This is a genomic window from Neptuniibacter sp. QD48_55 (genome assembly GCF_047778115.1).
GTDB lineage: Bacteria > Pseudomonadota > Gammaproteobacteria > Pseudomonadales > Balneatricaceae > Neptuniibacter.
The window spans coordinates 2,950,596-2,974,404 of sequence record NZ_CP180555.1; the positions used below are offsets into that span (position 1 = coordinate 2,950,596).

General features: G+C 45.2%; 23 protein-coding genes. 14 read left to right on the top strand and 9 right to left on the bottom strand.

The annotated features are described in order from the left end of the window. Positions 1-5 precede the first annotated feature (5 nt). On the bottom strand, positions 6-1,484 hold the full coding sequence (locus tag ACMXYW_RS13760) for a glutamate-cysteine ligase family protein (protein WP_415904422.1): 1,479 nt from the start codon (positions 1,482-1,484) through the stop codon (positions 6-8). A gap of 169 nt (positions 1,485-1,653) precedes the next feature. On the opposite strand from ACMXYW_RS13760, the gene ACMXYW_RS13765 reads away from it, so the two are divergent. From ACMXYW_RS13765 to ACMXYW_RS13780, 4 genes are all read left to right on the top strand, one after another. Next, positions 1,654-2,949, top strand: a complete 1,296-nt coding sequence (locus ACMXYW_RS13765; protein WP_415904423.1) for a PqiA/YebS family transporter subunit — start codon at positions 1,654-1,656, stop codon at positions 2,947-2,949. A gap of 2 nt (positions 2,950-2,951) precedes the next feature. Then, positions 2,952-4,598, top strand: coding sequence for an intermembrane transport protein PqiB (gene pqiB, locus ACMXYW_RS13770; RefSeq protein WP_415904424.1), 1,647 nt, complete (start codon positions 2,952-2,954; stop codon positions 4,596-4,598). Further along, positions 4,591-5,187 (top strand): membrane integrity-associated transporter subunit PqiC, encoded by a 597-nt coding sequence (locus ACMXYW_RS13775; RefSeq protein ID WP_415904425.1) that lies wholly within the window; start codon positions 4,591-4,593, stop codon positions 5,185-5,187. The genes pqiB and ACMXYW_RS13775 overlap by 8 nt, the downstream gene beginning before the upstream one ends. A gap of 164 nt (positions 5,188-5,351) precedes the next feature. Further along, a complete protein-coding gene (locus ACMXYW_RS13780) occupies positions 5,352-5,897 on the top strand; it encodes a hypothetical protein (RefSeq protein ID WP_415904426.1) in 546 nt (181 codons plus the stop codon). Between the two features lie 39 nt (positions 5,898-5,936). Here the strand turns inward: ACMXYW_RS13780 and ACMXYW_RS13785 are convergent, their stop codons facing one another. The 4 genes from ACMXYW_RS13785 to ACMXYW_RS13800 all read right to left on the bottom strand — a co-directional run bounded on the left by ACMXYW_RS13785 (position 5,937) and on the right by ACMXYW_RS13800 (position 10,693). Continuing rightward, on the bottom strand, positions 5,937-6,302 hold the full coding sequence (locus ACMXYW_RS13785) for a hypothetical protein (protein ID WP_415904427.1): 366 nt from the start codon (positions 6,300-6,302) through the stop codon (positions 5,937-5,939). Positions 6,303-6,447: 145 nt separating this feature from the next. Then, on the bottom strand, positions 6,448-7,599 hold the full coding sequence (locus tag ACMXYW_RS13790) for a diguanylate cyclase (protein WP_415904428.1): 1,152 nt from the start codon (positions 7,597-7,599) through the stop codon (positions 6,448-6,450). Positions 7,600-7,764: 165 nt separating this feature from the next. After that, complete coding sequence (locus tag ACMXYW_RS13795) at positions 7,765-9,789, bottom strand: FAD-dependent oxidoreductase (RefSeq protein ID WP_415904429.1); 2,025 nt, start codon at positions 9,787-9,789, stop codon at positions 7,765-7,767. Between the two features lie 58 nt (positions 9,790-9,847). Next, positions 9,848-10,693, bottom strand: a complete 846-nt coding sequence (locus ACMXYW_RS13800; protein WP_415904430.1) for a crotonase/enoyl-CoA hydratase family protein — start codon at positions 10,691-10,693, stop codon at positions 9,848-9,850. Positions 10,694-10,815: 122 nt separating this feature from the next. Here ACMXYW_RS13800 and ACMXYW_RS13805 point away from each other — a divergent pair, with 122 nt between their 5' ends. The 5 genes from ACMXYW_RS13805 to ACMXYW_RS13825 all read left to right on the top strand — a co-directional run bounded on the left by ACMXYW_RS13805 (position 10,816) and on the right by ACMXYW_RS13825 (position 16,652). Next, positions 10,816-11,421 carry a TetR/AcrR family transcriptional regulator gene (locus ACMXYW_RS13805; protein ID WP_415895144.1) on the top strand — a complete coding sequence of 202 codons (606 nt, stop codon included), beginning with the start codon at positions 10,816-10,818 and terminating at the stop codon, positions 11,419-11,421. A 14-nt stretch (positions 11,422-11,435) separates the two neighbouring features. Next, a complete protein-coding gene (locus ACMXYW_RS13810) occupies positions 11,436-12,203 on the top strand; it encodes an alpha/beta fold hydrolase (protein WP_415904431.1) in 768 nt (255 codons plus the stop codon). Positions 12,204-12,286: 83 nt separating this feature from the next. Continuing rightward, positions 12,287-12,952 (top strand): YkgJ family cysteine cluster protein, encoded by a 666-nt coding sequence (locus tag ACMXYW_RS13815; RefSeq protein WP_415904432.1) that lies wholly within the window; start codon positions 12,287-12,289, stop codon positions 12,950-12,952. A 164-nt stretch (positions 12,953-13,116) separates the two neighbouring features. Next, a complete protein-coding gene (locus tag ACMXYW_RS13820) occupies positions 13,117-15,222 on the top strand; it encodes a TonB-dependent receptor (RefSeq protein ID WP_415904433.1) in 2,106 nt (701 codons plus the stop codon). An 11-nt stretch (positions 15,223-15,233) separates the two neighbouring features. After that, positions 15,234-16,652 (top strand): PepSY domain-containing protein, encoded by a 1,419-nt coding sequence (locus ACMXYW_RS13825; protein ID WP_415904434.1) that lies wholly within the window; start codon positions 15,234-15,236, stop codon positions 16,650-16,652. Positions 16,653-16,701: 49 nt separating this feature from the next. Here ACMXYW_RS13825 and ACMXYW_RS13830 read toward each other — a convergent pair whose 3' ends face one another. The 4 genes from ACMXYW_RS13830 to ACMXYW_RS13845 form a co-directional block, all read right to left on the bottom strand. Beyond that, positions 16,702-17,472 (bottom strand): metal ABC transporter permease, encoded by a 771-nt coding sequence (locus ACMXYW_RS13830; RefSeq protein ID WP_415904435.1) that lies wholly within the window; start codon positions 17,470-17,472, stop codon positions 16,702-16,704. Then, complete coding sequence (locus ACMXYW_RS13835) at positions 17,472-18,371, bottom strand: metal ABC transporter substrate-binding protein (protein WP_415904436.1); 900 nt, start codon at positions 18,369-18,371, stop codon at positions 17,472-17,474. Before ACMXYW_RS13835 ends, ACMXYW_RS13830 begins: the two co-directional genes overlap by 1 nt. Beyond that, positions 18,352-19,461 (bottom strand): hypothetical protein, encoded by a 1,110-nt coding sequence (locus ACMXYW_RS13840; protein ID WP_415904437.1) that lies wholly within the window; start codon positions 19,459-19,461, stop codon positions 18,352-18,354. Before ACMXYW_RS13840 ends, ACMXYW_RS13835 begins: the two co-directional genes overlap by 20 nt. A 115-nt stretch (positions 19,462-19,576) precedes the next feature. Then, a complete protein-coding gene (locus tag ACMXYW_RS13845) occupies positions 19,577-20,230 on the bottom strand; it encodes a DUF1826 domain-containing protein (RefSeq protein WP_415904438.1) in 654 nt (217 codons plus the stop codon). A 151-nt stretch (positions 20,231-20,381) separates the two neighbouring features. Between ACMXYW_RS13845 and ACMXYW_RS13850 the strand changes: the two genes are divergently transcribed. The 5 genes from ACMXYW_RS13850 (at position 20,382) to ACMXYW_RS13870 (ending at position 23,788) form a co-directional block, all read left to right on the top strand. Further along, positions 20,382-21,554 (top strand): PilT/PilU family type 4a pilus ATPase, encoded by a 1,173-nt coding sequence (locus ACMXYW_RS13850; RefSeq protein ID WP_415904439.1) that lies wholly within the window; start codon positions 20,382-20,384, stop codon positions 21,552-21,554. A 206-nt stretch (positions 21,555-21,760) separates the two neighbouring features. Beyond that, positions 21,761-22,144 carry a hypothetical protein gene (locus ACMXYW_RS13855; protein WP_415904440.1) on the top strand — a complete coding sequence of 128 codons (384 nt, stop codon included), beginning with the start codon at positions 21,761-21,763 and terminating at the stop codon, positions 22,142-22,144. Positions 22,145-22,303: 159 nt separating this feature from the next. Beyond that, a complete protein-coding gene (locus ACMXYW_RS13860) occupies positions 22,304-22,810 on the top strand; it encodes a YcxB family protein (protein WP_415904441.1) in 507 nt (168 codons plus the stop codon). A 34-nt stretch (positions 22,811-22,844) separates the two neighbouring features. Then, on the top strand, positions 22,845-23,453 hold the full coding sequence (locus tag ACMXYW_RS13865) for a hypothetical protein (protein WP_415904442.1): 609 nt from the start codon (positions 22,845-22,847) through the stop codon (positions 23,451-23,453). 77 nt (positions 23,454-23,530) lie between these two features. Then, entirely contained in the window at positions 23,531-23,788 is a 258-nt protein-coding gene (locus ACMXYW_RS13870; RefSeq protein ID WP_415904443.1) for a hypothetical protein, read from the top strand. The last annotated feature ends 21 nt before the right edge of the window (positions 23,789-23,809 follow it).

Here is a 23,809-nt window from a genome sequence, read left to right on the forward strand (position 1 = left end):
AATAGCTACCACCTCACTACTGGCTCATTCGTGGCCGACAACGTCATATAACGTTGCACCATCTGAGTAAGCGCTTGATTGTGATTTAATTTTTTATATAACCGCTGGTATTCACGCAGTTGCCAATAGGCTCCTGTGATCCCTGTATCGACACGATCTTTGATCACAGCTAGATAGTGATTCCGTTCTTGTGGATCAATTTCTAAGGCATTTAATCCAGCATAAGCAACGGGCAGCAACTCCTGAACAATCTCAGCAACACTTAACTTTTTAAGTCCACCAGCCTGACTTAAGACTGGCCACATCAGCTCCGCCTGCAAACCTTTTTCAGCCCCTAAATAAAAGTTCTTAACCAGCACACTAAATGGCATTGCAGGGATGATTTCATCCATCTGTTCCTGAAGGCCTTTGGCAACTCCCAGTGCAAAAGCTGCATTCGCGGCCATATCGCAAGGCGTCGGCCCAGCGGGCAGAGCCCTAAGCTCAATCCGTAAATGCCCCCCCTCTTTGTGATCATAAACTGGCCTATTCCAAGGCCAGACCGTGCCGGCATGAAGGCATAACTCTTGTAATGTAGCGACATCACCATTTTTTATGATCTCTAGAGTATCTTCGTCACCAATTACCGGCAGTATCGGCTCATGTAGATGCACCATTTCTGCAAATAGCTCATAAGCCCCCTCACGAACCCAACCGTTACCAAAATCGACACGGGAAGGAATGCCTCGATCACACTCTTCATGGGAACGCCCATCAATTGCTTGTCTGAACAAGGGGATACGTGTCTCATGCCATAATTTGTGCCCCAACATAAAGGGAGAGTTCGCCGCTAAAGCAACCACTACCGGCGTCACTAATTGCAGGGCATTAAAGGTGCAAGCAAAACGCTCGGGGCTAACTCGGAAATGAACCTGCATGGAACTATTGGCTCCCTCTAATGAAACATCTCGAGAGCGCAGAGAAATAGGAGGATCTCCCTCGATTTTGATACAAAACATTTTGCCCCGCAGCTTTTGTAGCGCTTGGGTCAATGCGTAAAAACGCGATTCATCAGTGAGAGCCTTTAAGCCAAAATCACTACGTTTTAACGTCGGCAGAATACCTATAGGCAAGGCTTGCCCTTGTTCAGCAGATAAATGATGGTTCACCAATTCGATGGCACTGGCCATCTCATTTTCCATCTGGCTGAACGGCGTGCCTGCAGCCGCAACCGGCTTTAAGTTGTATTCAAGATTAAAGCGGTTCAACTCTAGTGCTAGTTGCTTATGGCCACTTCGATTAATCACTTCGCGATTTAAACTGAGAGGCCTCCCATGCTTATCTACCAGATATAACTCCAGCTCAGCACCTATAGATGAAGGCCCACAACCAAAACCGGGCCGATTCAACATCGATTTCAGCCCATCTAGGTTTTCCATTAAACGCATTCTGAATTGGCTATAAGCCTGCTCACTAAATTTATGAGAACTGATCTCTTGTCCCATACGCCCCTTCAGGAAAAGTTCATTCAATCCCTTTAAGATTAGCTAGCTCTGCTCATTCCTACCAATTTGAACCGATTAGCGCCAAATTTATGTAGATATTAGGAAATTCGCAGATGAAAGCGTTTAGGGTAAAATCAAAGAAACCATCAGATTGAGCTGATAATTTTCAATGTCCGTAGAAAAAGTTGCCTGTCACTGCTGTGACCTAATTCAGGAGATTCCTGATCTTTCACCCGGGTTAAAAGCACACTGCCGACGTTGCGGGCATCAACTGACGGCAAAAGTACCAAACAGCATTGATCGTGCTATAGCGTTTGCCATTAGCGCACTGATCTTTCTATTTCTGTCCCTGCCATTTCCATTTTTAGCCTTTCAATCCCAAGGGCGTGAACAGGAAGTCTCTCTAGCACAGAGCGGGTTTGACCTACTTCAACTCGGTTTTCCTATACTAGCCTTACTACTACTCTGCTTTATTATTCTAATCCCTGCTCTACTGTTAAGTGCCTACTTGGCTATTCTGATTCCGTTAAAACTCAATCAAAGTTGGCGCTGGATGTATCAAGTCACGCGGCTCCTGTTTACCCTGCACCCCTGGGGAATGGCGGAAGTTTTTCTTATCGGCGTATTGGTAAGTTTGGTTAAAATCGCGGGGATGGCAGACTTAGTCATCGGGATGTCGTTCTGGGCCTATGTACTCTTTGCTATCTGTCTTATCACGACTATCACCTCCGTCGACAAATTGCAGTTGTGGCATCAACTGGATTATTGCGCCGGGATTGAACGCACAAAAGTACAAGTGTCAGAAGGCAGTGCCTTAAAGCAAGATATGATCAGTTGCCATCACTGTGATCTGCTCCACCCAGCGAACGAAAAAAATTGCCTACGCTGTGAAAGCAAACTGCATCCACGAATCCCCAACAGCATGCAGAAAACCTGGGCATACCTGATTACAGCAGTAATTCTTTATCTACCGGCAAATATCTATCCGATCATGAATACCACACTATTAGGCTCGGAAGATCCCAGCACCATAATGGGCGGGGTGGTTCTGCTCTGGCAGCATGGTTCTTACCCAATCGCACTGGTGGTCTTGATCGCCAGTGTTTTGGTTCCGATTGCTAAAATGCTAATGATCTTTTGGTTGGCTTATAGTGTCCAAGCGGGACACCAACACAAATTAACTGAACGGATGTGGATGTATCGCATCACTGAACTGATTGGTCGCTGGTCGATGATCGATGTCTTTGTCGTCGCGGTTTTAGTAGCGCTGGTACAGCTAGGCGGGCTAGTCAGTATTCAACCCGGCATTGCCACCATCGCCTTCGCCAGCGTGGTGATTTTAACTATGTTATCGGCGATCAGCTTTGACCCCCGCTTAATATGGGATAACCTGAGCGACACAGAAATACGCGCCATCAATCATGGACAAGAACCTCTGACCGACTTAATGGACGACGCAACTTAATTATGTCTACTTCGAAAACAGACCCTACACCGGTTATCAGCGCAAAACGCTCAATTTCCAGCATCTGGATATTGCCTCTGATTGCTCTGCTTCTTGGCGGTTGGATGATCTACCAGGACTGGGCTAACCGTGGTCAATTGGTCAGTATTACCTTTATTACTGCTGATGGCATAGAAGCTGGTAAAACCAAGATTAAGGTTAGAAGTGTCGAGGTCGGCAAGGTCGAATCAGTCCAACTCAATTACGCCGATGGCAACGTTTTAGTTAAAGCACGAATCGAGCCCGAAGCTGAAGCACTCCTTCTAAACAACACCCGCTTTTGGGTGGTACGACCCCGTGTAGGCACTGGTGGCGTGAGTGGCCTTGGTACATTGCTATCGGGCGCGTATATAGAGATGAGCCCCGGTGAAGGGAAACAGAAAACAACGAAGTACACAGGCTTAGAGGAGCCGCCTGTCACCTCAGCATCAGAGCCAGGTTTAAGACTTCAACTGATCAGCGATAATGCTCACTCACTCAGCGTGGGTGATACAGTGGTCTACCGTGGTTTCCCTGTCGGCCGTATCGAACAACTAACCTTCGACACTCAAGCTAAGCAAGCGGTATACGATCTATTTATCCAAGCACCTTATGATCAACTCGTAACAACAGATAGTCGTTTCTGGAATATGAGCGGTATCAACCTCAATCTCTCGGCTGATGGCGTGAATGTGCAAACCGGCACATTGGATACCCTTCTAGCAGGTGGAGTGACATTTGATGTCATTGATGGCGATAGCAAAGGCCAAGCAGCAACTGATGGTGATCGCTATCAACTTTACCCAGATTTTGAGAGCGTCAAAGAACAGCCTTATGCCTTTTACAATGAATATTTACTGCTATTCGATCAAACGGTCCGCGGGCTCGTTCCCGGAGCACCTGTCGAGTTTCGCGGAGTGCGTATAGGTACGGTTGAGCGTATTCCTTTCCAAATTGCTGAAATTACCGGTGAATCAGACCCGCGTATTCCGGTAATTATTCGTCTAGAACCGGGACGTTTAGGTTATGACGATGAAGAAGAAGTACTGCATAACGCTCATGAAAAACTGCGTTTTTGGATACAACAAGGAATGCGCGCCAGCCTCAAATCCGGCAATCTAATTACGGGCAGTCTATTTGTCGATTTCGACCTCTACCCCGAAGAGCAAACAGCGAACCTTATCGAGTTTGATGGCTACCCTGTGATTCCAACCGTATCAGGTGGCTTTGCACAATTAGAGAACAAACTCAGCGCAGTACTCAGCAAGATCGAACAGTTGCAGGTTGAACCACTCATCTCTCAACTAGATTCAACGCTGAACACCTCTGAAAAAGCGATTAAACAACTGAATGGTACTTTGAAAGAGATTGAAGCTTTAGTGCGTAATAACCACACCCAAGCCCTACCAGAAGAGTTAAAAGCGACCTTAAAAGAAGTTCGCTTAGCTGCAAAAGGGATCGCCCCACAAAGCGAGCTCTACCAAGAGATGAACCGCTCATTAGATACGCTGCAGCAAACGCTAAAACAGCTTCAACCGGTACTCAAAACACTGGATGAAAAACCTAATGCGCTTATTTTTGATGCTCCCAAAAGCGCGGACCCAATCCCAGGAGGCCGACCTAATGAATAAAACTATGCACCTTTTTGGCTGCCTGATTATGCTGGGTGTTTTAGGTGGTTGCGCATCCCAAGGCAGCAATCCACAGAGTCAGTACTATCTTCTTAGCAGCGATAGTCAGAGTTATGTAAAAGAAACCTACAAACAAGTGATTGGGATTAAGCCCGTTAAAGTGGCCCCATATATCAATACACCGGGGATTGCTCTGCTCACTCGCGAAAACCATATTCGTATTGCCAATCAACACCTTTGGGCAGAACACCCCGATCAAGCGATTACCCGCGTATTACACAACGAACTTGATCAACAGCTAAGTAACAGTCGTGTTGACGATGGTTCCCTCGGCCGCAACAGTGATTGGAACTACAGCATTGCCACCCAAATAGATCAGTTTCATGGCACAGAAACCGGTGAAGCAGTCTTAAGCGGGCACTGGCAAATCAAACAAGATGAGCAAGTAATCAGCACTTATCGCTTTAATTTAAAGCAGCCGCTGGAAAAACCCGGTTATAGCGCGTTGGTCAGAGAGCTACAGAATTTATTGTCGAACCTTGCTGAACAGCAAGCCGCTTATTTACAGCAGCATCTAGCAAAGCGTTAGTCGATAAAATGACAGGTTTAAATAATCTCGACATAAATTATGAATAAGCTTCACAACACGGGAACCAATTCTCAGCTATAATGACTAACTCTGTACGTAGTTTGCTTTAAGAACATTTGTTTTAAGAACATCTGTTTCAAGAACACAGAAATTTGGTCAGCATTATGGAAAACAACATTTCAGCCTTAGGCACTGCACAATCGCTTATCACCCCAAGAGGAGCGGGGCCAGAATCCACAGCTCAATCAGCGGGCAACGGTTTAGCCGTGAATGCTCCGCTAGGTACTGAGCCGGGTGGTCAGGTGCAACTCAATCAAGACTTGCCGCAAACAAGCCAAGTACAAAATGTTGATAACGGCCTAGAAACACGAACGAACCGTGCGAATAATGCCGAACCAGCGATTGACCAAGCAGTGCAACAGCAACAGATTGAAAACTTTCTAGCAGAGCAAACCGGTGAAGATGTTGAAAGTTTCCGAGGCATCGATATTCAGTCTGCGCTAGATCTGCAAGAAGGCCTACGTAATCGCCCAGCTGACAACGCAGAACCTGAATTTTCAGCAGCGCCAGCTGCAAATTCGCCAGAACCTCAAGATGCTAATGAGCAGCAAGATCAAGAACTTCAGCAACGTTTGCAAGCTCGGCTAGCCGATCAGATTCCAAATGATCCAGGCACTGAATTCCCGCAGCTGATTGAGACCGTGGCTTAAGCAATAATACAATTCTTAAGTATTAAAAAAGCAGCCTAATTAGGCTGCTTTTTTATTGAAGTCACTGAGTACAAACTTAGATTTCTCTGTCACCTGTTCTTCTAACATTTCAATAGATCGGTGATGTAATTCACATAACTCAATATCATTTTTACGATAACAAAATTTGAACATCCCCTGTTCAAATGACAACTCTGCTGTATATCGATCTTCACTATCCGTCCCGGAAAAGACTGGACCAGCTGAAAGCGTCTCTAACTTCAGCTGCTCAGTGAGCTCTAGGTATAAATTGTTCTTTTCCCAACTTTTGTAATACGTTTCTTTGGAGTAAGCATCAATTAAGATCATGCCAACAAAAAAAAGACCTGCAACAATCAAAGCAGCTATTGTTAAATACATTCCCATAGTTCATTACCAAAACCTGTTATCGTTAATAACGATTTATTCCCTTTCTTTGAATCAAGAATCGGCGACTAATATGTAATCGAATTAACAAAAAAACAAGGAATAACAGGACTGTTTACTCGAATTACTCCCTGTACGTTCAAGCTTAAACAGGCTCTGAAACCACACAATCACGACCAGACTCTTTCGCTTCATAAAGGTATTGGTCTGCGCGATTTAATACCGAGATCATCGACTCTTCACAGCCTCGCATAGCAATGCCTACGCTAACTGTGAGATCAATATTTTCTGTTAGCTCCAGAGCATTAATATGAGCCCTCAACCGTTCAGCAAGGCGATGCACTGATCCAAATTGATGAGCCAATGTCAGAATCACAAACTCCTCACCACCGTAACGAACACACAGATCTTCTGGGCGAGTATGCTCTAGTAAAACATTGCCAACTTCATGTAAAACTTCGTCGCCAAAACGATGACCAAAGCTGTCATTAATCTGTTTAAAGTGGTCTATATCCAAAAACAAAACATAGAGGTGGTTATTTTCATTGCGTTGATCCTGACTAATAAAACTACCGCCTGATTCGTTAAGATAACGGCGACTGTAGAGACCTGTTAATGGGTCTTTAATCGCCAGATCACGAATAAGGATAGTGCTCCTTTTCGCCCACATGACGGATACAATTGCCATCAACAAGAAGGCCACTACAATCAGTTCGATTGATTGGATAAATAAGCGATTGTTCTTAGCCTCAACCTCGTCCAGATAAACACCTGTACCAATAACCCAATCCCAAGGTTCAAACAGGGCAACATAGGACACCTTGTGAAAAACCTCCCGCTCCACGCCCGGTTTAGTCCAATAATAATCGACCCAGCCACCACCTTTATGGGCTTCACGTACAAACTCTGAAAATAAGTGAAGGCCATTGATATCTTCAACCTGAGCGAGATTAATACCCATCAGATCTGGCCGGTCAGGGTGCATTACCATATTGGCATGACTATCATTCACCCAGTAATAACCATCGTGAAAACTACGAGAGGATTTCAATGCGTAGAGTGCAAGCTGCTGAGCTTCCAGTTCTGTCATTTCAGAGGACTGACTCAACTTATAGAATCCCTCTATCATAGAGACTGCAGACGTCGTTAAATCCCGACTTTCCTGCTTTTTCTCTTCATAGAAGGTATCGCTAAAGGCGCTATAGAAAAGATAAAAGAGCAACAACATGCTGATCAAGCTAAGCACGCTCATCAAGCCAAATTGTTGCCCTATATTGGAACTTCGATAACCTTTCACTGCTTTACATCCGGTACAGTCAAAGTCCTTTTACTGTGATCCTAACTCCAGCATAAACTAACCAATAGTTATGTGATTGATCCCTATCAACTGATTGCTGGTTACACCGACTAGAAAGTTGGTTTGATCTATTCCCAGATTATCGATTTGTAATAGGCATATTAATTAGATCTCTGACGCCAGCGTTGTACCTTGGTTAATGGCACGTTTTGCATCGAGCTCAGCGGCTACATCAGCACCACCAATCAGGTGAACAGGTTTGTTGCTGATCTGATCTGCCAGTTCGCGACAAGGCTCCTGGCCTGCACAAATAATGACGTTATCGACTTCTAACAGCTGCGCTTCACCGTTCACCAATACGTGCAAACCAGCATCATCAATTTTCTGGTATTCGCACTTATTCAACATGCGCACACCTTTTTTAGCCAGATCCGCTCGATGAATCCAACCCGTGGTTTTACCCAGGCCAGCACCCACCTTAGATTTTTTACGCTGCAGCAGGTACACCTCTCGGGCCGCAGGTTCAAAACTTGGCTTCATCCCCTTAATACCACCACGGGCATTAAGGTCCATATCCACACCCCACTCCTGCATAAATGCAGAGATATTCTGGCTGGTTGATTCACCCTGATGGATCAGATATTCCGAAATATCAAAGCCAATGCCACCGGCACCGATCACAGCTACCTTTTGGCCAACTTCAGCACCGCTCATCACATCGAGATAAGAGAGTACTTTAGCGTGCTCGACACCTTCTAATTCAGGTGTACGCGGCGAGATACCTGTCGCCAATACGACTTCATCGAAATCACCTTCTGACAGCATCGCCGAATCAACACGTGTATTAAGTTTGAGTTCAACGCCAGTAATCTCGACCTGCTTAGCAAAGTATCGAAGCGTCTCATAAAACTCCTCTTTACCCGGAATACGCTTGGCGATATTAAACTGCCCACCGACTTCAGAATTGGCATCAAACAACGTTACTTGGTGTCCACGCTTAGCAGCTGTTGTTGCAAAAGCTAAGCCTGCTGGGCCTGCACCTACCACAGCCAGTTTTTTAGGCTTTTCTGTAGGGGTAATCACGAGCTCCGTTTCATGACAAGCACGAGGGTTAACCAAGCAACTGGTCAACTTGCCGACAAATACATGATCTAAGCACGCTTGGTTACAACCGATGCAGGTATTAATCTCATCTGCGCGATCTTGTTCTGCCTTAACAACAAACTCTGGATCAGCTAAAAATGGACGTGCCATAGAGACCATATCGGCATCACCTCGTGCCAGCACTTCCTCAGCAACATCCGGCATATTGATTCGGTTTGAAGTGATCACCGGCACGCTTAACGCCTCACGAACTTTCGCTGTTACCCAAGTAAACGCAGCACGCGGCACCTTGGTTGCGATGGTTGGGATACGCGCTTCATGCCAGCCAATACCGGTGTTGATGATAGTCGCACCAGCTTCTTCGATCGCTTTACCTAAAGCAATGATCTCTTCATAGCTACTACCATCTTCAACTAAATCCAGCATCGATAAGCGATAGATAATAATAAAATCAGTGCCTACGGCTTCACGAACACGGCGAACAACTTCCAGAGGAAAACGGATACGTTGCTCGTACTCACCGCCCCACTCATCATCACGTTTATTAGTTCTGCTGGCGATAAACTGATTCAGTAGATACCCTTCTGAACCCATAATCTCTACGCCGTCATAACCGGCTTCTTTGGCAAGCGATGCACAGCGCACAAAATCCTGAATCTGGTTTTCGATATCAGATTCACTTAACTCTTTTGGCGGGAAAGGATTGATCGGTGCTTGAATAGCCGAAGGCGCAACCGGTTGCGGATTATAAGCATAACGGCCTGTATGTAAGATCTGCATACAGATTTTACCGTCTTCTTTATGTACCGCGTCAGTTACCAACCGATGGTTATCCACATCTTCTGCCGTAGCCAACTGCGCAGCATGACCATGAACTGCACCCTCTTTGTTCGGACCAATACCACCGGTCACGATCAAAGCGACACCACCGCGCGCACGCTCTGCATAAAAAGCAGCCATACGCTCAAAACCATTTGGTGCTTCTTCCAAACCTAAGTGCATTGATCCCATCAGCACGCGGTTTTTTAAAGTGGTAAAGCCTAAATCCAGTGGCTGTAATAGATGTGGATAAGGAGTTGTACTCATGGTCTTTTCTCTTGTCGTAAGGGCAAACTAAAGTGCCCATCTATTATTCTTATCTATATTATTTGCCGCTAAACGGCGCCGCTATTTTTCGTAGCGGTTTATATTCCGGTGCCTTTCCAGACATCTTGGCACTGAAGGTTTGCATCATATCTTCTGGTTGAAACATACCTGCTTGCCAAGTCGCCATATAACTCAAGCTGTCTTGAACGCTATGGTCCCGGGCATAGTTAATCATCTGCTTAGATCCAGTCACTGCCAAAGGCGATTGCGCTGCGATCTGGGCGGCAATATCCATCACATCATCAAGCATAGCCTCTTGAGTCGGGTAAACACGGTTCACAAGCCCTGCTTTTAACGCCTCATCAGCACTCATTTTACGAGCCGTATAAGCCAACTCTCGCGCTAGGCCTGAAGGAATTAATTGCGGTAAACGCTGCAACGTACCCAGATCTGCAGTCATGCCTAATTCGGTTTCTTTAACCGTAAAATAAGCCTCGGCGGTGCAGTAACGCATATCTGTGGCGCAAACCAGATCTAAAGCGCCGCCAATACAACCGCCCTGTACAGCACTGATCACCGGCATACGGATCTCTTCCAACAAGTTAAAACAAGTTTGTAGCTGCATCACCAAACGACGAACCGCTTCGGCACGTCGACCTGCTTCACCGTTAAACATCTGCGGATCAGGTTGAGTAAAGATCTCTAGATCCATACCTGCAGAAAAGTGCTTCCCCTGGGAAGAGATAACTAAGACTCTCGCCTCAGCTTCAGTATCCAGTGCTCTTAATGCTTCTGGAAACTCCTGCCAAAAAGCTTTATTCATGGCATTACAAGCGTCAGGACGATTTAGCTGGAGGTGCGCAATCTGCTGATCAACCTGTAATGAAAAGGTCTGGTAGCTCATACATCGCTCTTATTTTTATGAATGAAAAATGATCTAGAAACCAAACTAGACGCCGTCAAGATAGAAACAAGATAGCGCACCAATTTTGACACTGTCAAGATTGATTGCTAAATTCCTCAGCTATGACGAATTCAAAGAAGAACTATCACCACGGTGATTTAAGAGATTCACTGCTTAAAGCTGCGACCGATCTGATCGCTGAAGGCGGTGTGGATAACCTATCAATACGCAAACTGGCGGATAAAGTCGGTGTGTCTCGCACAGCCCCTTATCACCATTTCAAAGACAAAAATGAGCTACTTTGTGCCATTGCCGCACAAGGATTCCACCAGCAAGATCAGTTAGTTAAGTCGGTCACTGAATGCAAAAAAGATTTATCTACAGTCGAATTATTTGAGCATTACGTTCTCACCTATATCCGCTTTGCTGATGAAGAACGAGAAACCTACGATCTTATGTATGGTCGCGAAATTTGGAAAACGGGTGAGCCTACACCTGAGTTACAAACCATTTCCAAAAACAGTTTTCATATTTGGCTGGATTGGGTGAAAGAGCTGCAACAACAAAACCTGTTTGATCCTGAACAACCGAGTTTACGCATCGCTCAATCCAGCTGGGCTGCGCTACATGGCCTATGTCGACTATTCAACGATGGCATCTATATCAATCGAGAAGATATCAACGATATCGCTAAAAACACAGTCCGTATGATGATCAATCAACCCTGAGTAGGCATAGAACTATGACCACTATCCAATTTAGTCACGCCAATGGTTTTCCAGGTAGCAGCTACCAATATTTATTTAACCAGCTGCCAGAGTACTCTGTGACCTATATCGAAAAAATGGGCCATGGTGACTACCCATTAGATGGTGATCTAACCAACTATGCCAAAGAGTTGATTGCAGATATTGAGCAAAACCAAGCTACACCTGTCATCGGTATGGGGCATTCTGCTGGCGCTGTGGTCACCTTAATTGCCGCAGGACTCAGACCCGAGCTGTTTAAACAGGTGATATTGTTTGATCCCGTACTATTTAACGGCCGCAAACGTTACCTGATAAAGCTGATCAAAAAAATGGGGTTGATAGATAAAGTATCTCCGGCACAGCGGGCTGCTAAACGTCGATCAAAATTTGATAGTCGTGAACAGGCGCGAGAATACTTCAGCCAGAAAAAGCTTTTCAGAACATTCCATCCCGCATGCTTTGAAGACTACATCACTCATGGTCTAACTGAGACTGATAGCGGCGTCGAACTGAGCATCTCTCCAGAGATTGAAGCCGATATATTCCGCAATGTTTTACTTAATGCACCCAAGTGGCTAAAACAGGTTTCGGGCACGGTTATCTTCGGTGAGCAAAGCGACCTATTTGGTGCTGGGGATATAAAATGGTGGCAACGCAACTTCCCAAATATGGAGTTAGTCGGTTTTAACGGCGGTCATCTGTTCCCATTTGAGCATCCCGATGAAACTGTCGAGTTACTAAGGCCCCTATTAGCTCGGTAAACTTAACCTGAAAGAAGCTAAGGTTACTTAGCCAAGTTAAGGTATACTGCTGATAGATTAAACTCCCAGCAAAGAGCCTATTCATGCCAGAGACAGATGTTTTTTTCTCTACTGCCGATGTCACTGATATTGCACAGAAGCTGCAACAAGTAACGGCTGAATATGAAGCGCTCTTTGGTAATCTAAGTAAGCAGATTTTTAGCTCTATTGAGCACTTAGATAATCCATCTGATGAGGTTGCCGTCACGCTACAGTATGTAAATGATGCCAGCCAAGCATTTCGCCAAAGCTTTGGTGATAATTCTAAGATAGCGTGCAGCAAAGGCTGCCATCATTGTTGCCATTTCCCGATTCAAGTACCACAGCAAACCATCAGCGATATTAGTCATCATCTAAAAATCACGCTAACACCTGCTGAACTGACTGAACTAACAGATAAACTCGAGCAAAATATCGCAGCACGACAAGCGCCTTTATTCAGAGCCCCTTGTCCTTTCTTAGACAAGGAAAATGCTTGCTCTATCTATCAACATCGTCCGCTTTCTTGCCGCTGGTTTAGCTCACCAGATGCTCATGTTTGCGAACTGTCAGTACACGACGGTCGCGATATACAACAACATCCAGTGCAGTCACGCATCTATCAAGCAGCGTCTGATGCACTGCTCGCTAAACAGAAAAAACTAACAGGTTCTGACCAGCAGTTGCCGTTTATTCCAGCCCTCTTAGAAGCGCTTCAGTCAATAAAATAAACGCTCTCAAAAGCCTCTTTCAACTTGCGAAAAAGCCTATAACCGTAGTTTCTCTAGCAAGACTTTAGCCCTGCGACAGTTTGCCTCAGCGACAATTGGTCACATTCTCAAGACGCTTAGTCATCGATACCATGCGCCAAATTTTTTAGCGTATGGACAGGGTTATGAAGTCACAATCACTCTTCTCTATCAAGTTCCACCTCAATACTTTAGCGGCTGCTGTCATTGCTGCTAGCATTCCGCAGACGGTGTTTGCTGCAGATGAAGTCGCTTCAACCATGGTTGTGACTGCAAGCCGTGTTGATGAAGAGAGTAACTCACTTCCTGTCAGCGTGAGCGCAGTTGATGACAAACAATTGCAACTAGATCAAGGTGCACATATTCAAGACAGCACTCGAATGATGGCAGGTGTCACTATTACCCAGCTGTCAGGCAGTTCTTCTCACAACACAGGTATCCGCATGCCATTAAACTACGATGGCTATTACCTGTTCCTGCAAGACAGCATCCCTCTGCAATCCAGCGCATTCTTCAACCATAACGGTCTACGTTGGTCGAGCTTCAATACCAGTGTAGATCAGATCGAAGTACTTAAAGGTGCCGGTACCACTCTGTACGGCTCTGGTGCGGTAGCAGCAACGATCAACGTATTAAGTGCAGAACCAACCTTCACACCTAAAGGCCATGTAAGCGTACTCGCAGGTGAAAATGATTACGCACAGATTAAAGTACAACACAGCGATAAAATTGCTGAAGACCAAGCCTTCCTGATCTCAGCATCAGCTTTCCAAGATAACGGCTGGCGCGACCATACTGCCCGTGACCGCCAAGAGATTTTAGCAAAGCACATTTGGGAGATCGATGAAGATACTGAGCTAAAAACACAGTTCCAAGTCTCGACGATGACCGATGAGATGGCGTCTTCCCTTGATGCAGCGGAACTTGCCAAAGACCGAACTCAATCCGGTTTGAGCGATGCTGTTAAAGCGATTAATCCTGAACGAGACAGTGATTTTGCTCGCCTGAGCTTCGAGTTAACACATGCTCTAAATGACCAATTAACGCTGAGTTTTATCCCTTACGCACGCTATAACTCGAATGATTACATTGCAACTTGGCGCTCCTACACGCCTAAAACTGACAGCAATGTAACTAGTTTCGGTTTACTCGCTAAAGGTAACTGGGCTCACGACAATGGCAACGAAACTATCTTTGGTGTGGATCTGGAACACTCTGAGTCTGAAACTTACAGCTACCAACCTATTGATGTGACGGTAACCAGCTGGAGTGGTACTACAAATTACATTGCTGACTTTGAATACCGCGATCAGGATATTACCTATAAAAATGTCTCTCCATACATCCAACATAACTTAATGCTGGGTGATGCTCTGACAGTACAAGCGGGTTTACGTTACGACTATAACCAGTACGAATTAGACAACCACTTAGCCGAAACCGATGACGATGGTTTCGGTAACCGCCAACTAGCTGACCGTAAAGATAAATTTACCAGCCTGAATCCAAAGCTAGGCTTCCACTACGCACTGAATGATAACAGCGGTTTCTATGGCCGCGTTGCCCAAGCTAACCGCCTACCAACCGCTTCTACAATGTATAACCTCAAGAGTGGTGATAGTGCTTCCCTTGTTGGTGGTGTTAAAGAGGAAACATCAACAACCGTCGAGCTAGGCTACCGCTTACAACGCGAGAATCTATCTCTTTCAGCTTCGATCTATCGTATGACGATCGACGATGCCATCGTATCAGCGGATGACAACAACGGAGATTCCTACCGCACCAATGCCGGCGAAACTCGTCATCAAGGTATCGAACTTGAACTTGGTTATGTTTTCTCGCCTTCATGGTCCACCAAACTAGCACTTAGCCACTCCAAGCATGAATTTATCGACTATGTAAACGACGGCACTGACTACTCTGGCAACGAGATCATGCGTGCTCCACGCAATAAGGTCGGCGTAACTGTTAACTGGACTCCCGTATCTGTTCCGGGGTTAGTAACTCAACTACAAGCCGACCATATTGGTTCCTATTGGAAAGACGATGCTAACTCCCTAAAAGCGCCTAGCTACACCCTGTTCAACCTGAAAGGTCAGTACGAACTAACACCAGAGCTGATGCTATTTGGGCGTGTGGATAACCTATTTGATCGCCAATACAACTACCAAACTGAATTTAGCTGGGGCAGCGAGAGCTTCTACCCTGGTGCAGGCCGCACCCTTAAAGCCGGCCTGAAATATAACTGGTAGAGCTCACTGATATGAAAGCAAAACTTTACCTTTGGCACCGGCGGCTTGCGCTGCTGGTGCTCGTGCCCTTACTACTGTTTGGGCTAAGTGGTCTTCTTCATCCGGTAATGCGTTTAACTGCTCCGGAGACGGCGCAGCATTTTTATCCACAACCGCAATGGACAGCCAATCTACCCAGCATTGAAACCCTAATAGAAGAGTCTCAGCTGACGACAGTTGCAGGGCTCCGCCCCGTTCAGGTTGATCAAAACTGGTATATTCAGAGTTGGGAAAAACGTTCTGAGCCATCACAGTTTTTAACCCTGAATGCTAAACCAGCTCAGGAGATAGAATTAGCCTACGCAGAACAGTTAGCGCGCCATTACAGTGGAGAAAATACTGCTGGAATAAAACAGATCAAACTGATCTCGGAATTTAGTCACCAATACCCAGCAATCAACAGATTGTTACCTGTATGGGAAGTGACGTTCGAGCGGGATGATAACTTAAGTGTATTTGTGGATATCCGTCAGGACCGCCTTGCGACAATTACGGATGATTCTCGTCGTTTGTTTATGACCTTGTTCCACTTTTTACATGTATGGGCCTTTATCGATCAGGAAAACCCACTTAGAACAGCTCTGTTTATCAGCATGATGTTGATCTCAACCTTCATCGGTATCAGTGGCCTCTACCTGTTTGCAGTCTTACCACTAAAACAGCGTAAAAATGCTCAACTAAAGAAGATCCATGCTTGGACCGGTGTAGGGATTTCCGCTGCTCTCTTAATGTTTGTATTCAGTGGCATGGTTAGAACTATAGAGAAACTAGAGCCCGAAATACGAGGGGTTCCTCTCGATCAATCACTCGCGCTTTCAGACATTAGTTTTGGCTTAGCTCAAATACAGGCTCAATACCCTAACAGCAGTAATACACAACTTCATGAACTGGAAGGGCGTGCTGTATGGCAACTTCAGCAACCGAGGCAACCCAGTCTGTGGTTAGATGCACAATCAGGCGAACAGCTACCCGAAGGACCATTCGACTTCGCAAAACAACTCGTATCTAACACCCAAGGGCAGCAGCCAGAAGTGATAGATCAGCGTCTTATTAATAGCTTCAAAGAGGACCATAGCTATGGGTTTATTGATAAACGCCTGCCAGTGGTCGCTATAGATTATGCCGATAAGACTTATTACGTCGATACTCGAGATGCTGTGCTTTCTGTCAAAGTAGATAACGCAGATAAGGTGTACAGCTGGATCTTTAGCTATCTACATAAATGGCATTTTGCAGATGGTCTAGGCCGGGATGGCAGAGATGGAGTTATAAGCCTGTTTATCTTGGCAATTTCTGGCACATCGCTGTTAGGCCTTTACACGTGGCTGAAAGCTCGCCGTAAACGTAAGCAAACGAAGAAACAACGTATTCGTTGCACGGAAGTGGCTTAACTAAGTTCCATCAGAAAATAAAAAACGGGCCTTTAAGGCCCGTTTTTTATTACGCTGAAACTTTATCTTTTTGAAACTGAACCTGTATGACCAAAGCCAAAGTCATGGTAAGGATCAGCGATAAAACGATGGTAGCCGCCGCAGGAAGGTCAAACGACCAAGCCAACAACAAACCCACCACAAAGCCAACTACACCAACAAGGTAAGCCCAGCCGACAGATTTACCTCTTACTTGTGCTGCAAGCGCCGGTGCAATCAAGCAAGCAAATACCAGATAGATGCCCGCTTTCATAACCGACAATGTAATCGTCACAGCAAAAGCGATGTAGAAGAATCGCTCTAAACTCTGAGGCCTGAATAACGCCAGCAGTTGAATGAAGATAGCCATCACACCGAGAGGCACCAGATCAGCCCAAGTAAGCCAGAGAACATCGCCACTTAACGTACGTGTTAATGCCTGACCTCCTTGGGGCTGGCCTGCTACCACCAACACCAACAATGATGCGGAAGCCACATAGATCAAACCGATAAAAGCCTCACGCCAGTCTGGCAGATTTCGGTTGATCCAAGCCACCAATGCAACACCCAGAAGGGAAAAAAGTACTGCCATCAATGTTGATATTAGAGCTCCATGAGCATGATCGGCATCATGAAAGTGCCACTGCGTGGCCAAAATAGTGCCAAGTGCGGCTAACTGCGCAATGGCAAGGTCAATAAAAACAATCCCTCGTTTTAAGACCTGTCGCCCCAAAGGGACATGGCTAGCCAAAATCAGCAAACCAGCCACTAAAGCGGGCAATCCTATACTCAGTGCCTGCATTACTTCTGCACCGTTAATTGCTGCAGCAGATGATCAAACAGTTTAGTTAGATCAGAAACTTCGCCTTTAAGATCTACTGTCGCTGGCAAATTCGCATGTTCCATACCCGTTTGCTCGGATAACCAACGCGCACCTTTATCGTTCTGGTACCAGTTGCTGATCACAAACTTCGGACGCTTATGTTCGACAGTAGATACCAACGATTGCAAATGCGACATCGTTGGCGGCACACCCGGATTAGGCTCAAGATCAGCCACAACCTTAATATCAGCCCAATTCAGCAAATAGCTAAAGCTCGTATGCTGAACAACGACAGGCATACCTTTTAGTGGCTCAGCCATTGCTTTCCAACGAACGAGGTTTTCCTGCCAACGCACTTGCCAAGCTTCCAACGCCTGTTGGTACGCTGCTTTGTTATCAGGGTCAATCTGCTGTAAGCGATTGCTGATCACAGGTGCTAACTGTTGAACACGATCAGGGTCCAGATGAAAGTGAGGGTTACCTTCAGGATGAACATGCTCGGTACTGAAAAACTCTTTTTCATGTTTTTCAATCGTCTCTACATGCTCAGACAGGTAAAGCATGCCTACTGCACCTTCCGCCACTTTGCGGTTAGACGCACGCTTTTGTAGTGCAGGCATCCAGCCCTCTTCCAAGCTCGCACCACTACAAATAGCAATATCAGCTCTTGCCAACTTGGCAATCAGGCTAGGTCTCGCCTCGATGTAATGCGGGTCCTGATAAACATGAGTCGCGCTAAAGACTTTAGCCTCCGGCGCGAGTTGACGGCTTAACGCCGCCCACTCAGGCTCGCAGGCAAAAATCGTAAGCGCTTGCGCAGGTGTAACAACAGCTAACAGCGCAACCGCTGCAATTAGCTTAGAAGCTGTGTGCAGCATGCGCGCCAAATCCTACTTGGTATTGGAGAGTGATCGCGTTGTCCTCACCGTCCATGTTGTCAGCATCTTGGTGACGGTATTCAAGGCGTACTTTCTGAGTATGTGTTGGAGACCAGCTAACCATCACTGCAGTTTCTTTCAGCTCAGAATCTTCCCACTCATGTTCGCCATCGTGTTCATGCTCATGTGCAAGATCCACTTGGCCGTGACGGATACCAGCCGCCCAGTTCTCATCAAACTGATAAACACCGGATAGGTACCAACCACTGAAGTCGTTTACTTCTGCACCATATAGATCATCTACATACGCGTATTCAGCTGCAATTTTGAGCTGCTCTTGACGGTTGTTACCGTTAGGCGACCATTTCCAAACAAGGTCAGCAATATAAAGGTGCTCACCTTGGTACTCAGCACCATGAGAGTGAGCATGACCTTCTTCATGATCGTGGTCTTCTTCCTCTTCGTGGTGACCTGCTTCCTGAGTACGGTTACGCATGTAACTTACACCAGCCTGCCAGCTTGAGTTGTTACCGAAGTCATCACCAAACTCTGTAGACAGCGTCCAAGTACCGATCGTATTAACTGATTTTTCTTCACCCAGTTCATCACCGCCAAATGCAGCGGCGCTTACACGCCAGTAACGATCTGTTGGGACAATCCAGCTCGCAGATACACCGTCATCGTAGTAGTGACCGCCAAGGAACGCTTTGTACATTAGAGGACGTTCGCTGAAGCTATCAGAGTGGCTATGGTTAGCATTCAGATAACCAATATCTGCCAAGAAACGACCCGCTGTCAGACTAATACCTGGTAGGGAAGTGCTTTGGATGTATAGCTCTTCAAGCTCAAGATCAGACTCTTCTTCATTCCACTCAGCGATCCAAGTCATTTGCGCCTTAGCAACATCACCAATATCTTGGCTCAAGCTAAGTTCACTGTGACTCAAACCAAAACCTTCAGTACGACCATTCAACGCCGTATCATCGGATTTGTGATACACATCTAAAATGACACCAACTTCCAGCGCATGGCCCACTGAAGCCTGCATAGATAGCGCCGCCACAGCAAAAGCGAGTGCTTGTTTTTTCATTTTATACCTCAAAAAATTATGATATATCATAACAAACAGACCTAACTGCTCGTCATGCTTCAAATTAAATTAGAAGATTGATCGACCAGCTCAGAACCCGATTTCAGGCTGTGAACTATGCAAAATCCAAAGTAGCGACTAATCGACTTTGCCCAGAAGGAACCATTGGGGAGCGATGTACAACACCATTTCCATCCAAGCCATACCACCCATCACCCTTGAGCAGTAACACATCTCCTGCTTGCGCTTGATGTATCAGTTCTTCACTACCGTATAGGCCTGACTTGTCGTCAGACAAACCACCATTACCCGCACCTAATTTCGACCGATCTAACAAAGGGTCTTCCAACCACTCAGTCCCTTGACCAGCGTAAGTACTTACCAAACGGCAACCTAACTTATCTGTATGGAAGCGAGGGCACATCGCGCGGTCCAAAACCTGTAAGCGCAGACCCACTTCATCCAACTCAAACAAGCAAGCATACATGTCGATGATCAAAGCTAGATCTTCGATAAATTCAGACTTACCTGAGTGCTCTGGTAATAGATTATTTAAAACTGCTGAAGGATCATCGGCTTGAATAACAGCTCTGATATTTAGATGCTCGGTTTGCAGCAACGCTTTGCAATAGCCCGCCACATCGAGCGCCAAGTCCCGTTGAAAATTACAGAGGTGTACATCTTGATCATAAATCTGAGTTAGAACCTCGGGAGTAACCCCTTGGACAAATCTCATCTCAGATGCAATTTCTAGAGCTTCCTGCGCCACAGCCCATACCTTCAATCAACAGCAAAGCGCAAAATGTTACCATATAACATAACCCAGAAAAAATATTTCAAGATGACTCCCTGTTTTTCTTCCACTAGACTTTGTCCTATATCCACATAAATCCTCTGTACATTATAAGGATCAGACACCTATGGAATTTAAGGATTACCTTACGATTTTGGCGAAACGTGACGGCTCCGACCTTTACCTAACTACCGGCGCTCCACCTTGTGCAAAATTTGAAGGTAAATTAACGCCATTAAGTAAAGAGCCTTATAAACCTGGTGAGATCGAAGCAATCGCCAATTCCTTAATGGATGAGCAGCAACGCGCTACCTTCGAAGAAGAGCTAGAGATGAACTTGGCTTATTCCATTCCGAAAGTAGCTCGGTACCGTATCAATATATTTAAACAACGTAACCAATACTCACTGGTCGCGCGTAATATCAAAGCCGATATTCCAAAAATGGAAGACTTAGGCCTACCGCCAGTCCTTAAAGATGTGATTATGGAGAAACGCGGCTTAGTACTGTTTGTTGGCGCGACAGGTTCGGGTAAATCGACATCACTAGCGGCACTGATTGATCACCGTAACCGTAATAGCGGTGGTCATATCATCACCATTGAAGACCCGATCGAGTTTGTCCACAACCACCGAAAATCACTGATCAACCAGCGAGAAGTCGGGGTTGATACTCGTAACTTCCATAGCGCTCTGAAAAACGCCCTCCGCCAAGCACCTGATGTGATTTTGATCGGCGAGATCCGAGATCAGGAAACCATGGAGCAGTGCCTGACCTATGCAGAAACAGGTCACTTAGCGATCTCCACACTACATGCCAACAACGCTAACCAAGCAATTGATCGTATTATTAACTTCTTTCCGCAAGCACGGCATAAACAGATCTTCCACGACCTTGCGCTTAACCTTAAAGCCGTGGTTTCTCAGCGTCTGATTCCAACCATTGAAGGTAAACGCTGTGCTGCCATTGAGATACTTCTAGGTACTTCCAGTATCCAAGAACTGATAATGAAAGGTGATGTGAAAGGGATCAAAGAGGTAATGTCTAAAGGTTCTGATACCACCGGCATGCAAACCTTTGATGACTCCCTATTCAAACTCTTTGACGAAGGTAAGATCACGCAAGACCAAGCTATTGTTAATGCCGACTCTGCCAACGATATGCGCCTTCGAATGAACCTTGCTGTAGTGGATGACAAAGCTGAAAAGACCGATGCAGCGCCTGAACCAGAAAAGCAGTCCTTCGATGAAGATAATCCGCTAGCTGGGATTAAGCTATTGGATGAAGACGAAGAGGTTTGATTAAAAACCGGACTAGAGCGGGATAAGGCAGAGAAAACCGGCTAAAAACAGCTTAAGCCCCGTTCGGGGCTTAACTACCGCAGGCTTTAGCGAGATCACTCTTTCGAAGCCTCATCAAAACTTCCCTAAAATGAACAACTGATCTGTCGAGAAAATTATCATATGATGATTTTCATTGGACTCTTTAAAGCCACCAGGTTTTCTTCATGCTCAAAAAACTGTTTGTCGCTGATCTATATCTCAAAGTTAGAAAGAACAAATTTGAGATCAAGAACCTAACCGAAAACGGCGCTTGGAAGATCGCTACTCCAGAGCAATCTTTCACCACGGACAGACTGTTAGTCGGCCAGTTCTCCGCCGCAGAGCCTGTGCTGAAAGAGCTAGTAAAAGGTGTAATGCCCAGCGGCTTTATGAAGAAAAGTGCCCAAATACTTATCCACCCGATAGATATGGTTGAAAGCGGACTTTGCGAAGTAGAAGAACGAATTTTCACTGAACTGGGGCTAGGTGCAGGCGCGTTTAAAGTTAAGCTGCATGTAGGTGAAGGGTTGACAGATGACGAAGCTAAAAAGCTACTTCAGGTTGGATGAGAGATTTCCTTCTCAATAAGTAGCTTTTCATTGCCCCAAACCAATGTGATCTATAAAAGCAGCTTTGTGCCAAAAGCGGACATCAGTTCTTGCTTCTACCCCTTCGGTGAAACATAGTGTTCTGAACAGGATATATTTAAAGATTTAGAGAGGCTTGAAATGGATTTTAAGTATAGTTTTGTTAGTACTCATCAAGATCTCATTGATAGCTATACAGCTATAAAAAACCATCAATCGGGCCTTAGCACTTGGTCGAGGAGCCTTATTTTATTACTTGGATTTATGTGGCTGTTTGGTTTTCTATTCCTATCCCCCAGTGTCGATAATTTTATACAACCACTAATTTGGTTATCTCTTGGATGTCTAATAATTTGGAAAGTAGCCTTAAAACCCTTTTTGGAAGTAAAGCAGATAAAAGAAGCTAGTGATCCAGAACAGCAAGTGGATCTGGTTTTCCATGATGATGGTATTGAGATTACAGCAGAGGAAGGAGTAAAGGTTTTTCGTAGATGGGAAGAGCTTGAAGAGTTCCACAGCTTTAAAAAAGGGATCTTTTTTGGTTTTTCTGATGGCGCTGCCAGCTGGCTACCTCTGAGGGTATTCAGCACAAAGGAAGAAAAACAGGGCTTTATTCAATCAATAATAAATAAATTTGAGCAAGCTTAATCTCTAAATTGACTTAAAGAAAACATGGAATGTTGTGAATATTATGCGATTCCTTACATATTCTGAGTCACTGTTTGGTGCTTCTCTTGTCTTTCTGTTTTGTTACTTAGCCGCTTTTAATTATGAGCTAGGTGGAAGAGAAGCAGCCTGTAGTATTGATCTTGTAGCGTCCACTGAAGGTACATGCGTTGTCAATTCTGAAGGATCTTCTGATTTCAGGCTAATCGCGCATTTCGGAGGGGACAAAAACACTGTAAATACCAGAATTCCACTCTCCATCCGTATTTCCTCAAAGAATTATGATCATTCGGAAAGAGGCACCATTCAAAAATTAGCGAGTACAGGAGCTGGTAAAAGATACTATTCATTCTTGAATTATGGTGTATTCAAATTGCCTGTAAGTAAGTCAATCAAAGTTCATTTTCAAGCAGGTGAAGAAGTCGAAAAGTTGCAACTCTTCGAGGCTAGAATAATACTTAACCCTAGAAACATTTATGTGTATACATTCGCCTTTCTGTTTTTAGCGTTACTTCTCGTTTCCATTTACTCACGAAAGAAGACCTTCATAAAAAGGTATGGAAAACCTATTCCATATGTTCTCTTTGTTTTCGTGGCAATGTGGACGTTAACATGGAATGTTTAAGCGTTAATGTCTCCTCTGTGTCGAGAGCGGCCTCTAACAGGCTTAATGTTAGTTCATGAATTAATGAGTAATCTACGATGAGGGTCAAAGCTAGTCACTTTATTACGATGTGTATAGCGTTTCTTTGTTTGCTGATAGCGTCTATCTCTCTAACAAAGGATAGGGACGGCGGGTATATTCATGTCGAATCCTCAGATCGTTACATCGAGCTTAGCAATAAGAAAATGCTTACGGAAGAAGAAAGACAGGAACTCCATACTGAAATCCAGATGCATGAAGCTAAGATACAGGAGGCGATTGAAAAGGATATGGGCCGCAGTCCTTCTCAGCAGTGATACATAATGTCTGCAAAGTGT

Coding starts and splice junctions, on each gene's coding strand:
- ACMXYW_RS13810 (WP_415904431.1), top strand. CDS start 11,436: ATGACCACTATCCAATTTAGTCACGCCAATGGTTTTCCAGGTAGCAGC.
- ACMXYW_RS13855 (WP_415904440.1), top strand. CDS start 21,761: ATGCTCAAAAAACTGTTTGTCGCTGATCTATATCTCAAAGTTAGAAAG.
- ACMXYW_RS13785 (WP_415904427.1), bottom strand. CDS start 6,302: ATGGGAATGTATTTAACAATAGCTGCTTTGATTGTTGCAGGTCTTTTT.
- ACMXYW_RS13805 (WP_415895144.1), top strand. CDS start 10,816: ATGACGAATTCAAAGAAGAACTATCACCACGGTGATTTAAGAGATTCA.
- ACMXYW_RS13795 (WP_415904429.1), bottom strand. CDS start 9,789: ATGAGTACAACTCCTTATCCACATCTATTACAGCCACTGGATTTAGGC.
- ACMXYW_RS13870 (WP_415904443.1), top strand. CDS start 23,531: ATGAGGGTCAAAGCTAGTCACTTTATTACGATGTGTATAGCGTTTCTT.
- ACMXYW_RS13825 (WP_415904434.1), top strand. CDS start 15,234: ATGAAAGCAAAACTTTACCTTTGGCACCGGCGGCTTGCGCTGCTGGTG.
- ACMXYW_RS13860 (WP_415904441.1), top strand. CDS start 22,304: ATGGATTTTAAGTATAGTTTTGTTAGTACTCATCAAGATCTCATTGAT.
- ACMXYW_RS13780 (WP_415904426.1), top strand. CDS start 5,352: ATGGAAAACAACATTTCAGCCTTAGGCACTGCACAATCGCTTATCACC.
- pqiB (WP_415904424.1), top strand. CDS start 2,952: ATGTCTACTTCGAAAACAGACCCTACACCGGTTATCAGCGCAAAACGC.
- ACMXYW_RS13815 (WP_415904432.1), top strand. CDS start 12,287: ATGCCAGAGACAGATGTTTTTTTCTCTACTGCCGATGTCACTGATATT.
- ACMXYW_RS13830 (WP_415904435.1), bottom strand. CDS start 17,472: ATGCAGGCACTGAGTATAGGATTGCCCGCTTTAGTGGCTGGTTTGCTG.
- ACMXYW_RS13765 (WP_415904423.1), top strand. CDS start 1,654: ATGTCCGTAGAAAAAGTTGCCTGTCACTGCTGTGACCTAATTCAGGAG.
- ACMXYW_RS13850 (WP_415904439.1), top strand. CDS start 20,382: ATGGAATTTAAGGATTACCTTACGATTTTGGCGAAACGTGACGGCTCC.
- ACMXYW_RS13840 (WP_415904437.1), bottom strand. CDS start 19,461: ATGAAAAAACAAGCACTCGCTTTTGCTGTGGCGGCGCTATCTATGCAG.
- ACMXYW_RS13775 (WP_415904425.1), top strand. CDS start 4,591: ATGAATAAAACTATGCACCTTTTTGGCTGCCTGATTATGCTGGGTGTT.
- ACMXYW_RS13800 (WP_415904430.1), bottom strand. CDS start 10,693: ATGAGCTACCAGACCTTTTCATTACAGGTTGATCAGCAGATTGCGCAC.
- ACMXYW_RS13820 (WP_415904433.1), top strand. CDS start 13,117: ATGAAGTCACAATCACTCTTCTCTATCAAGTTCCACCTCAATACTTTA.
- ACMXYW_RS13835 (WP_415904436.1), bottom strand. CDS start 18,371: ATGCTGCACACAGCTTCTAAGCTAATTGCAGCGGTTGCGCTGTTAGCT.
- ACMXYW_RS13760 (WP_415904422.1), bottom strand. CDS start 1,484: ATGGGACAAGAGATCAGTTCTCATAAATTTAGTGAGCAGGCTTATAGC.